The following is a 12023-nucleotide window of genomic DNA, read 5'->3' as shown; positions in this document are numbered from 1 at the left end:
AGTTTGAATCCGTAGAGGATATGTTAAAGCAACATCGGCGATATATGAGTCGACACAATAATATTGCACGAAAAGTATTGGGATTCTTAAGCCCAAATCAAATGGTTGAAAAGTATTACGAAAATAAGTATAACGAAGCTGCTTGATGTGTCCACTGATTTTATATTTTTATCGTTTGTTGTCAAGGATCGTTTCACTTTCCTCCTTGACAACAAACTCAAAAAATTCGTTTTGGTGGACAAGACATCAAGCACCACTATTATCAGTTCAGGTAACATATGTTTGACAACCCTAGATAAGCCAGTTTGAATCAGCCATCGCACTATTTTATTTCAGAACAAAATAAGGTATAGTAGTACAAGAATAATATGTGATTTGGAGATCATCATGTAAACGAAGCGAAATGATTATATTGATGTTTTAAGCGCTATCTCAATTTTTTTTGTAATTGTTTTACACTCTACATTAACTGTATTTGATTATAGACAAGAGCTATCATGGTTTGTGAGTTTAGTGCTGCAAACCTTATTTATTTGGCCGGTTCCAATTTTCTTTATGATAACTGGCGCTAACTTACTAAATTATCGTGAACGATATACAACTAAAGTTTATGCTAAAAAAAGATTTAAACGAATCATTATTCCGCTAATCTTTTGGAGCCTAATTTCCTTTTTATATAGCAGTCTAGTTAATCATAAATCCTTATGGGATCCTTATAGTTTTTTGAAAGGTTTAGTGTATAACAAAATACAGAATAATTACTGGTTTTTCTATACCATGATAGTGGTGTATTGTTGTATACCAGTTTTAACGGTTTTTGCTAACAAAAAGTATAAACGTTTGGTTGAATACTTATTATGTATCGTCCTTTTAACAGAAGGAGTTTTACCCACAGTTTTTTTGATAGTCAATAAACCATATCCTTGGTACTTGGTTAATCCCATGTTTAGTCATTATCTGGGCTACGTTGTACTGGGATGGTATTTAAATACCTTTGATTTAAGTAGTAAGAAAAGACAATTACTTTATATTAGCAGTGTGTTGAGTTTTATGGTGATGTTTTTTGGAACGATTTATTTAAGTGCAAGTAATCACCAGATGAATCGCTCTCTTTTTGGGTATAGCACTATTTTTGTTTACATCTTAGCAAGTGCTGTTTTTGTTTTTGCTAAGAACCATCCACTGCATTTGGGAATGGATAGTAAACGTCATAAATTGATCATGTTTATATCCAGTTCGACCCTTGGTATTTATGCTTCCCATCGAATTGTGATGTCTATATGTGAGCACCTGATTACTTTTCCTATTGATAGTTTTGGCTATATTTTTTTAATGCCCATTTTATGTTTTTTAGGAACAATATGTTTGGTCTGGGGTTTGAAAAGATTTCCAATAATTAAATCTGCTGTTTATTTTTTTAGAATTTTCGAATAAACATAGTGGTTTATATAACTTGCAGCATAAAGTGGTATTCCACAGAATAGATTGCTTATGGTTATTGGATCTTTTAACATACATCCGTTTTAAAATATTTTTCGTTTTGTCAGAAATCAATTAACATTATATTTCAAAGAGTGGGAGTCTAAGATGATTAGCATAACGTCTGATACAAAGAAAAAACTGTCATATTTTGTTGTTTTCTGTTTGTTTGTCATTAACCTCATGACTATGGCTTATTTTTGTTCCAAGAAGGAGGGGTATTTCATTGATGAAATGTATACGATGTCTCTTTCAAACAGTACTGAAGGGCCATTTATTATAGCAACTGACAATAAATACTACGCTGATGATTATTTGAACGATGCTCTAACAGTTCAAGATGGGGAACAATTTAATTATAAAAGTGTCTACATGAATCAAGTTGAAGATGTTCATCCGCCCCTTTACTACTTTCTGTACCATACTCTAGCGTCATTTTTTCCGAATCAATTTACCAAATGGATTGGTTTATCTCTAAATTTGGGAATTCTTTCGCTAACATGGATAGTACTATTTTTATTGATTAAGCTAGTGACGCATTCTAGTGCTATATCAGCATTAGGTGCTTCTCTATTTGGCTTTTCTGTAGGCGCTATGAATTCTGTAATTTACATTCGTATGTACGCGCTGATGACTTTGTTTGTAGTGATTGTAAGCTATTTTCATGTCAGGCTGATCTACAAAAAAGATTATCGTTTAAAAACCTTACTCGGCATTTTTCTATTTACTTACTTAGGTATTATGACCCAGTACTATTTTTTGGTTTTTTCTTTTTTCCTTACCTTTTCATCAATACTTGTTTTGTGGCTAAGAAAAAAAATCCGTTTTTCCATAAAGTATGGTGGTGCTGTGTTAGGGAGTGTTGGCTTGTCTGTCATTACCTTTCCAGCTATGATAAAGCACTTAACTACGGGTGATCGTGGGGCAGAGGCTTCTTCCAGTATTCTTCACAATCTGTCAAATTATGACTTAATGAAATCTAATATGACTGCTTTTAGCCATGTTATTAGCGATGGTATATTTGTGTCTCATTTAAAAAACACAGTATTTGTCTTAATTACTCTGCTCGTTATCTCGACACTTGTTTGTGTCTATCGCAAGCAAGTGAAAACTAACTTGACAACAACTTCTGTATTGGCCGGAACGGAAACAATAATAGTATTTCTAGCGACCAGTTTATTGTACTTATTTTTAATTGCTCAAATAAGTCCTTATAAGGTTGATCGTTATGTGATGCCTCTTTTTCCAATATTATTAACTATTTCTTTTCTGTCTTTTCTCTATGCATGTAAGATTAGCTTTACGAATAAGAAAGTAACCATAATCGTTTTAACTCTCTTAGTGGTAGTGTCTTCCTTTATGGGAATATCCAGAATTAAACTCAACTATTTGTATCCTGAAAAGAATCCTCAAAAGGTAAAGCAATTATTTACCACAAACTATAATGATAGCATCTTTATTTATAACCAGGAACTTGTTCCTAGTGGCCAAATTTCTGAAATGGCACAGTTATTGTACTATGCCAATGACTTTTATTCGTTTGACTTGTCGGCTTATATTTCGCATATCAAAGAAAATAAATTAGACACTCAAGATAAAGTTATCTTCATGGGTTATGGGGTAGATAAAGATGAAACAACGAGACAAATTTTAGATGGGACCAATTTTACCTCTGCCAAACAGATTAAAGATTATCCTAGAGTATACCTATTTAATGTAAAATGAGGGCCGAAATATATTTAGATAAGTAATTGGAGTGAAAATGATAAAGATGAAAAAAAAGAAAAACTTGATACTGTTACTTGTGGTCGCAGTCATATTGTTATTAAATGTTATAACTACAGTCTTTTACGGTTCTCAAAAAGATGGTTATCATTTAGACGAAGTCTATACTGCCGCTTTATCAAACAAGCAAGGCATCCCTTTTTTATCCTATCCTGGTCAAAATGGAGGTACTGGGGAGGATTTAGAACGAGAGATAACTGTGCAGCCTAAAGATCAGTTTTCTTTTAAGAACGTCTATAGGAATCAAGAGCAAGATGTGCATCCACCTTTGTACTACTTTTTTTATCACTCAATTGCCTCGTTATTTCCAAATAAATTTTCGAAATGGTTTGGATTATCTATAAATATTGTCTTTTTCATTGTTGCGTGGATTATTTTATTGTTGCTGTCCAAGATTGTTTTAAAGCGGTGGTCATTAGCGTTATTAACAACTATACTTTGGGGTTTCAGTTCAGGGGCAGTGAGTTCAGTGATGTGGATTAGGATGTATGTTCTTTTTACCATTTTCACTCTTTTGTTTTTTTATGGAATCATTAATGCAATGAGGGAGAAGCGACTGACGTCTAAAACGATGTTAGTCATTGGCGGATCGGTATTTTTGGGGATGATGACGCATTATTATTTTGTAATTTTCGCCTTCTTCCCATCGCTATTCTATTTTGTTTATACGATTTTTCATAGGCGAGTGGCTGATGTTTTAAAATTTTCTGGAACGATGTTTGCCGCCTTAGGATTATCAGTCTGTGCTTATCCTGCAATGTTAGATCATATCTTTAGCGGGTACCGTGGAGCACAAGCTATGGAAAGTATGTCTAAATCAGTGGAAAGTAAAACTACTGTTTTAGAGAATCTGAAAATCTATTATCAAGTTATCAATCAAGAGTTATTCAACAATACGTCAGGAATTATTTGTTTCATTTTAGTTCTATTTGGGTTTTATACTTACTTTTATCGCAAGACTAACGGAGAGCGTAAACAAAAGCCGATATCAAATCTTGTCGACTCGATTGGCTTATTAATTGTTTCTATCCTAGGATATGTCCTGATAGTCTCACAGATTAGTCCATTCAAAGTTGATCGCTATGTTTTCCCAATTTACCCACTCATTGTTTTGTTAGTTATAGCAACTATCACTGCAATAGTAAGTACATACAAATTTGGTAAAGTGTTGGTGATAATATTTAGTGTTACCCTGTTGTCTGGGAATCTTTATCATATGGTTGTTGGGAACGGTGTGGGATACTTGTATAAACCATACAAAACATCGGAAATCGAAAATTTAAATAAAGTTAGTCACTATCAAAATCTTTTGATATACGATCAAATGGCTGATGAGACAGTTCAGATGACAGATGCCACTCAGTTTCTGATTTTTGCCTCTAGGTATTATGCTACTCCAAAGACTGATGCTTTGGAGTATATCAAAGGATTACATCTAGACAATGCTCCATTGCTAGTGTATATCAGTTTTCCTATTAGAAGTTATGCCATAACAACAGGTGATTATGCCGAACCAGATTCTATAATCAATCAATTAATATCAAATACCAAGTTTAAATCAGCAAAGTTAATTAATAAGAGCGTGATGTTATATCTGTTAGAATAAATCTATGAATTGCTATAGTGTAATAATGAAACAGCTATCGTCATCAGCAAAGTATTATTGGAGGTTTTAGAATGGTCAAGGATCAAGCTATATTGATTCTAGCGCATACGGATTTACCACATGTTTTGGAATTGTCGCAAAAAATGGCTTCATATTTTGAAGTCTACATCCACTTTGACCAAAAGTGTTTATTGCCTGAAAGCTATAAAAGTAAATTAAAAGAGAACGGCATTCATTTTATCCAAGAAATTTCGGTGAATTGGGGAAGCTGGAGTATTGCTGAAGCAGCGATTAGGCTGATGGCGTTAGCATTGGATAACCCTTCGATTCAGTTTATTCACGTGATATCAGGTCAAGATTGGCCGATTAAACCTATTCGTGAGATTTACCGTTTTTATGAGAATAATTCAACTATTTACATGAAAGCTATTGAAGCAAAGGGCGTTAAGAAATCTGGAGAGCCGATCATTTTGTGGCAACAGTATTATTTTAATTATGATAAAATCAATCGAAGAACACTTTTTGGCAAGATTTTTCATCGGTTGAGTATGGGGCTTCAGACTGTTTGTAGGGTCAACAAGTTTAAAACGTTGAAAATTGGCAAGACAATTTATCATGGTGCTAACTGGGTGGATATGCCGAGAGATGCTGCTCAATTTATGTTAAGCTACTTGGATAATCATCCTAATGAAGCTAAACTGTTCAAAACTGGATGTTTTTCGGATGAGTTTTGGATGCAGACCATTTTATGCAACGAGCCACAATTTAGTGAACGGATTATTAAAGATAATCATCGCTTTATTAAGTGGGAGAAACAACATGGGAGCTATCCTGCTATTCTTGATGATACAGATTTACCTAGTATTTTAGAGAGTGACGCCCATTTCGCTCGCAAGTTAAACACAAAGGATTCTGCTAAGTTGAAAGCAGGTTTGCAGCGCGATATTTTTACGAACACAAAAAGTTCAGGTCAAGTATTGGACTGAGGTATTCTGACGAATACAACGGAATGGAGAAACCGGATGGTTATTGAGAATACAAGTCACGTTATAAGCGATAAAACTATAAAAGACAATCAAATCCTAGTGAGCTTTATTATTCCTGTATATAATACGCCAGCTGAGCTTTTGTCAGCTTGTATCACTAGTATTAAGAAGAGTCAATTGAAGTTCCCATATGAGATTGTCGTGATTGATGATGGATCAAAGACTAATGTTGAAAAGGTTATTCAATCACTCAATTATGGGTCGGAATTACGTTTCTATCGGACGGAGAATGGTGGGGTATCAAAGGCTCGTAATGAAGGGATTCATCATGCGGTTGGAAAATGGCTGACGTTTGTGGATCCTGATGATTTGGTGACTTTCGACCCAAGAATCAATCAGCTGCTGAATGATAGTAAAGATGACATTATCTTTTTCCCATATGCCAGGATTTCTGACCGAGATCATATTGTCAAAGATTATAGGATACATGATCTTATTCCAAAGGCTGGGCTATCCTCTACTGTCTTAGTGGAGAGTTTGTTAAGGGTTAGTCAAGATGTGGTGACAATCGATGGCTTTTATTTAGGAACACCCTGGGGTAAATTATTTCAAGCATCTTTTTTGAGAGAACATAAACTGCTATTTGATGTTACACTCCGCAAACGGCAAGATGCACTTTTCTGTGCGCAGTGTTATCAAGCGATGACGTCTTACCACTTGATTGAATCTAACGAGGCTCATTACGCATACCGGATTGATCATGAAGGGTCAATCACTAAAAAATACAATCAGCAGTTAAAAACGATTTATCGCTACTTATTTGAACAAATGGTAACGTTAGGAAATAAATTGATTCCTGCTATTGACTCATCGTCGTTGCAACTTTATTGCTATGACCTGACGAAAGAATTGATCAATCTCGATTTCTGTAATGTTAATAATCCGCATCCCTATCACGAGCGTAAGAAAGATTTTATGTCTTATCGGGAAGATCCTTTTTTTAGCCCATACTATGTCAAAACGTCTTTAACGAATGTACATGTTTGGAAAAGGATTCTATATACTTTGATCCGTACGAAACAATTTTGGTTGCTGAATGGGATTTTTTTGCTTAGAAAAGCTATGATTCTAGTTAAAAAAAGAAATAAGCCTTTAAATTAAAATGACTACTTTATAAAGTTTCTATATAGATTTGATAACAAATAATTTCCTTGCGACGACGTCCATTATAATGTGTTAAAGTAAATAGAGTTGTATTATTACATACAAAAGATTGAAGGTAACTATGAAAACAGTCAAAAATTACTTATATAACGTCGCTTATCAAGTGTTTGTCATCATCGTCCCACTGATTACGGTCCCCTATATTTCTCGTGTGCTCGGGAAAACAGCGGTCGGGATTAATGCCTACACGAATTCGATTGTGACCTATTTTGTTCTTTTTGGAAGTATAGGGGTTGCCTTGTATGGCAACCGTACAATCGCTTATAGGCGGAATGATCCCAAAGCATTAACGAAAGCTTTTTGGGAGATTACGCTGTTAAGATTGCTGACAATCATCGTTTCGACAGTTTTCTATATGATTTACGTCTTTTTTATTGCGAAAGAGTATCAAGATGTTTTGCTGGCTCAAAGTATTATGTTATTAGCCGCAGCTTTTGATATTTCTTGGCTCTTTATGGGGTTAGAGGACTTTAAGAAGACAGTCGTCCGTAATATGATTGTCAAGCTAGCATCACTAGTCCTGATCTTTACTTTTGTAAAAACTAGAAATGATTTGATTTTATTTGTTATTGTTACTGCAGGTTCTCAGTTTTTAGGAAACTTGACCTTCTGGCCGTATTTACGGAAAACATTGGTTCGCGTAACCGTCACAGAATTGAATCTTTGGCAGCATTTTATGCCATCTATTTATTTATTCATTCCAGAGATTGCGACACAGGTCTATCTGGTCCTGAATAAAACAATGCTTGGTAAGTGGTATAGTGTAGATTCTGCTGGTTTTTTTGATAATTCAGATAAAATTGTCCGTGTGTTACTAGCCGTTGTGACTGCTACTGGGACTGTGATGTTGCCGAGGGTAGCTAGTACCTTCGCAGCTGGAAATTTTGAAAAGGTTAAGAGTTATCTCAATGTTACTTTTGATTTTGTGAGTATCATCTCTTTTCCATTGTCTTTTGGTATCATTGCGGTTGCCGATAATTTTTCGTTGTTGTATTTTGGACCGGGCTTTGCTGGTATCGAAGATATCCTAAAAGTGTTGCCACTCGTCATAATTTTTATTTCTTGGAGCAACGCCATAGGAAAGCAGTATTTATTACCAACGAATCAAATGAAGCCTTATACAGCCTCTGTGGTCGGTGGGGCATTCGTCAATGTGATGCTTAATATCATGGTGATTGCAACCTTCGGGCCGGTTGGTGCAGCAGTAGCCTCGGTGATTGCAGAAGGTGTTGTCACTAGTATTCAATTGTATGCAGTTAGACAAGCTCTCGATTTGAAACGCTTATTTAAAAACACTTGGAAATATTTGGTTGCGGCAGGAACGATGGGAATCGTGGCATATTACGTTGGAACCCTTAGAGCTGGCGTCATCGGTTTGGTGATGCAAGTGATTGTCGGGGTAATTGTTTATGGGCTATTAATTTTACTCTTAAAGCCAACGATATTGAAAGTTGTACTAAATTTTATTAAAACACGGAGGATCAGTGAAGATGGGTTATGATTATCTAATTGTTGGGTCTGGCTTATTTGGAGCAGTTTTTGCTCATGAAATGGCAAAAGAAGGCCATTCAATTAAAGTGATTGAGAAAAGAGATCATATTGCAGGAAATATCTATACCAAGGAAATGGAAGGCATCCAAGTTCACAAGTATGGGGCTCATATCTTCCATACCAATAATAAGGAATTGTGGGAGTATGTCCACCAGTTTGCAGAGTTTAATCGTTACACCAATTCTCCCGTAGCAAATTACAATGGAAAACTTTATAATTTACCATTCAACATGAACACTTTTTACCAATTGTGGGGAACGATAACTCCAGCGGAGGCACAGGCAAAGATTGCCGAGCAACGTCAAGTCTTAGGGAATAAGAATCCTCGTAATTTGGAAGAGCAAGCTATTTCACTCGTAGGAACGGACATCTATGAACGCTTGATCAAAGGATACACCGAAAAACAATGGGGCAGAGCTTGTAAAGATCTCCCTTCATTCATTATCAAACGGCTTCCGGTTCGCTTCACTTTTGATAACAATTATTTCAATGACCGCTATCAAGGTATTCCAATCGGTGGTTATACGCAAATCGTTGAAAAAATGCTGGACCATCCAAACATCGAAGTTGAAACTGGTGTTGACTTTTTTGATAAAAAAGCAGAATATTTAAAATCGGCAGAGAAAGTTGTCTTTACCGGGATGATTGATCAATATTTTGACTTTAAATTTGGTCACTTAGAGTATCGGTCACTTCGTTTTGAAGAGAGCGTCTTAGACCAAGAAAACTATCAAGGAAATGCGGTTGTAAACTATACTGATAGTGACACACCTTATACTAGGATCATTGAACATAAACATTTTGAGTTTGGCACCCAACCAAAAACGGTTATCACAAAAGAATATTCATCAGAATGGGCACCCGGTGCGGAACCTTATTACCCAATCAATGATGACAAAAATGGGGCTCTATTCCAAAAATACCGTCATTTGGCACAACAGGAAGAACAAGTGATTTTTGGTGGTCGTTTAGGGATGTATCAATATTTTGATATGCACATGGTTATCAATGCGTCACTGAAAGCCGTTGCTCGCGAGAAGAAGGAACGTCGCTAAGCTGAGTTGATTCGTTTAGTATCCGTCACTATTGGTTGAGAGAGAGGGAAATAAGTTGAAGATTGCAGTTGTAGGAACAGGCTATGTTGGTCTATCGTTAGCGGTTTTGTTGGCACAACGTCATCAGGTCATGGCACTTGATATCATTCCTGAAAAAGTAGAGATGTTAAATCGATTAGAGTCGCCAATTGCTGATAAAGAAATCTCAGAGTATCTAGCTACCAAAAAATTGGATCTGACAGCAACCTTAGATCCAAAAGAGGCCCTAGCTGATGCAGATTATGTGGTTATTTCGACGCCAACTAATTATGATCCTGATAAAGATTATTTTGATACCTCATCCGTTGAAGCGGCAATTACAGAGACCAAAAGAATCGATCCTTCAGCCACAATCATCATTAAGTCAACCATTCCTGTGGGCTTCACCAAAACAATGAGAGAAAAATTTGAGATGAACAACATCATCTTTTCTCCAGAGTTTTTGAGAGAAGGCCACGCACTGTATGACAACCTCTATCCTTCAAGAATTGTGGTAGGGGAAGAATCCAAACGCGCGCAAGGCTTTGCGGATCTACTGGTTGAGGGGGCTCTCAAGAAAGATATCCCTGTGTTATTGACGAGTTCTTCTGAAGCTGAGGCCATCAAGTTATTTGCAAATACCTATCTAGCCTTGAGAGTAGCTTATTTTAATGAGTTGGATTCTTATGCTGAAATGAGAGACCTTGATTCGAAACAAATCATAGAAGGCGTCTCCTTAGACCCAAGAATTGGCTCTCATTATAATAACCCTTCTTTTGGATATGGTGGTTATTGCTTACCAAAAGACACGAAACAACTGTTGGCTAATTACAAGGATGTCCCACAAAATTTGATTACTGCCATTGTTGAAGCGAATCGAACGAGAAAAGATCATATTGCCGATGAAGTGATCAAACGCCATCCTAAAGTTGTGGGAATTTACCGTTTAACGATGAAAGCAGGATCCGATAATTACCGTCAATCGGCCATACAAGGCGTGATGAAACGTATTAAAGCTAAAGGTATTGAGGTTATCGTTTATGAACCCACGATGACCCAAAAGGACTTTTACAATTCTAAAGTCGTCAATGATCTTGAGACGTTCAAAAAAGAAGCAAATCTCATCGTTGCTAACCGTTTTACATCTGATTTAGCGGATGTCAGGGATAAAGTGTATACTAGAGATTTATTTTTCAGAGATTGATGCCGATTAAGCGATTAAGTAACAGTTAAATTATGAAAAAAATGTGAAGAAATTTGCTTCAAATCTTAAGATTGAGTAAGAAAGCGTACAAATCTCTTTTTGACCAAGCATTATTTGGTTATAATGTGTCAAGTAATTAATACAGTATTGTGGCGGTTCTTTAAACATCTATACTTGAGGAACGCTTAAAAATGGTCTCTGATTAATGATTGAGATACCAATGTTTTGGCGAATGTCATTATAAGCAGGCTGTTTAAACATTTTAGATGTTTAAATCAAGCGAATTTTATTTGCGGAGGAATCTTAATGGATTTGAAAATGCTGGTAGCAACACACAAGAAAGTAGATATTCCGTCTATTTCTTGTTATTATCCAGTACAAGTTGGGACGGCTTTAAATGATACAATCCCCGACTATTTGAGGGATGATACTGGAGAGAATATTTCCACTGAAAATCCCTATTATTCAGAATTAACTGGGGTATACTGGGCTTTTAAGAATCTACATGCTGATTATGTGGGCTTGGCTCATTATAGACGCTATTTTGCGAACAGTTGGTGGTCATCTATGAAGAAACACCCAACAACCAAAGACTATTTATCAGAGTCTAAAGCAAAACAGTTATTACAAAGTGTGGATATTATCTTGCCAACAAAAAGAAGGTACTTTATTGAATCAGTCTATGATCATTACGCACATACGCTTTACGAGGAAGACCTCTTAGCAACTGAAAAAATCATCGAACAACTATGTCCAGCATATTCCGCAGAGTTTCAGCAACTCAAAGTGAGGCGGTCAGCACATATGTTCAATATGTTTGTGATGAGCGATCAAAAATTTAAAGAGTATTGTACCTGGATTTTTCCGATTTTGAAAGAACTGTTAGAAGTCAGAGGAACGGCCTTTGATCGATTTCACCAACGTTATCCTGGCCGGATTAGTGAAATTTTAATGGATGTTTGGATAAATACCAATAACTATGATTATGTGGAGCAACCGCTAATTTTCATTGGTGGTAGACATTTAGCAGAGCGTGCTTATGAATTGTTGAAATCAAAAGTGACAGGCGAAAAGTACTCAGATAGTTTTTATTGACTATTGAGCTTTTTAGCTGT

Annotated in this window: 9 protein-coding genes; all 9 read left to right on the top strand. The window is 35.9% G+C overall.

What is annotated here, in order from left to right:
• Positions 1 to 411 precede the first annotated feature (411 nt).
• The 9 genes from H541_RS0106735 (at position 412) to H541_RS0106695 (ending at position 12003) form a co-directional block, all read left to right on the top strand.
• Positions 412 to 1434 carry an acyltransferase gene (locus H541_RS0106735; RefSeq protein ID WP_084684554.1) on the top strand — a complete coding sequence of 341 codons (1023 nt, stop codon included), beginning with the start codon at positions 412 to 414 and terminating at the stop codon, positions 1432 to 1434.
• 153 nt (positions 1435 to 1587) lie between these two features.
• Positions 1588 to 3204: a hypothetical protein gene (locus H541_RS0106730; RefSeq protein ID WP_022796564.1), complete on the top strand. Its 1617-nt coding sequence runs from the start codon at positions 1588 to 1590 to the stop codon at positions 3202 to 3204.
• 37 nt (positions 3205 to 3241) lie between these two features.
• Complete coding sequence (locus tag H541_RS0106725) at positions 3242 to 4870, top strand: glycosyltransferase family protein (RefSeq protein WP_022796563.1); 1629 nt, start codon at positions 3242 to 3244, stop codon at positions 4868 to 4870.
• Positions 4871 to 4941: 71 nt separating this feature from the next.
• Positions 4942 to 5856, top strand: coding sequence for a beta-1,6-N-acetylglucosaminyltransferase (locus H541_RS0106720; protein WP_022796562.1), 915 nt, complete (start codon positions 4942 to 4944; stop codon positions 5854 to 5856).
• 36 nt (positions 5857 to 5892) lie between these two features.
• Positions 5893 to 7017: a glycosyltransferase family 2 protein gene (locus tag H541_RS0106715; RefSeq protein ID WP_022796561.1), complete on the top strand. Its 1125-nt coding sequence runs from the start codon at positions 5893 to 5895 to the stop codon at positions 7015 to 7017.
• A gap of 124 nt (positions 7018 to 7141) precedes the next feature.
• Positions 7142 to 8581, top strand: a complete 1440-nt coding sequence (locus H541_RS0106710; RefSeq protein ID WP_022796560.1) for a flippase — start codon at positions 7142 to 7144, stop codon at positions 8579 to 8581.
• Positions 8571 to 9686 carry a UDP-galactopyranose mutase gene (gene glf, locus H541_RS0106705; RefSeq protein WP_022796559.1) on the top strand — a complete coding sequence of 372 codons (1116 nt, stop codon included), beginning with the start codon at positions 8571 to 8573 and terminating at the stop codon, positions 9684 to 9686. The genes H541_RS0106710 and glf overlap by 11 nt, the downstream gene beginning before the upstream one ends.
• A gap of 55 nt (positions 9687 to 9741) precedes the next feature.
• Positions 9742 to 10908 (top strand): nucleotide sugar dehydrogenase, encoded by a 1167-nt coding sequence (locus tag H541_RS0106700; protein WP_022796558.1) that lies wholly within the window; start codon positions 9742 to 9744, stop codon positions 10906 to 10908.
• Positions 10909 to 11214: 306 nt separating this feature from the next.
• Positions 11215 to 12003 carry a DUF4422 domain-containing protein gene (locus H541_RS0106695; protein ID WP_022796557.1) on the top strand — a complete coding sequence of 263 codons (789 nt, stop codon included), beginning with the start codon at positions 11215 to 11217 and terminating at the stop codon, positions 12001 to 12003.
• Positions 12004 to 12023: the final 20 nt, after the last annotated feature.

Origin of the sequence: Bavariicoccus seileri WCC 4188, assembly GCF_000421665.1 — a bacterium.
Classification (GTDB): domain Bacteria; phylum Bacillota; class Bacilli; order Lactobacillales; family Aerococcaceae; genus Bavariicoccus; species Bavariicoccus seileri.
Note: the sequence above shows the minus strand (reverse complement) of the source record. Positions and strands in the feature narration are given on the sequence as shown.

What these genes read in the sequence shown, in the direction of transcription:
- H541_RS0106695 (WP_022796557.1), top strand. Translation starts at nt 11,215, where the DNA reads ATGGATTTGAAAATGCTGGTAGCAACACACAAGAAAGTAGATATTCCG.
- H541_RS0106725 (WP_022796563.1), top strand. Translation starts at nt 3,242, where the DNA reads ATGATAAAGATGAAAAAAAAGAAAAACTTGATACTGTTACTTGTGGTC.
- glf (WP_022796559.1), top strand. Translation starts at nt 8,571, where the DNA reads ATGGGTTATGATTATCTAATTGTTGGGTCTGGCTTATTTGGAGCAGTT.
- H541_RS0106715 (WP_022796561.1), top strand. Translation starts at nt 5,893, where the DNA reads ATGGTTATTGAGAATACAAGTCACGTTATAAGCGATAAAACTATAAAA.
- H541_RS0106720 (WP_022796562.1), top strand. Translation starts at nt 4,942, where the DNA reads ATGGTCAAGGATCAAGCTATATTGATTCTAGCGCATACGGATTTACCA.
- H541_RS0106730 (WP_022796564.1), top strand. Translation starts at nt 1,588, where the DNA reads ATGATTAGCATAACGTCTGATACAAAGAAAAAACTGTCATATTTTGTT.
- H541_RS0106710 (WP_022796560.1), top strand. Translation starts at nt 7,142, where the DNA reads ATGAAAACAGTCAAAAATTACTTATATAACGTCGCTTATCAAGTGTTT.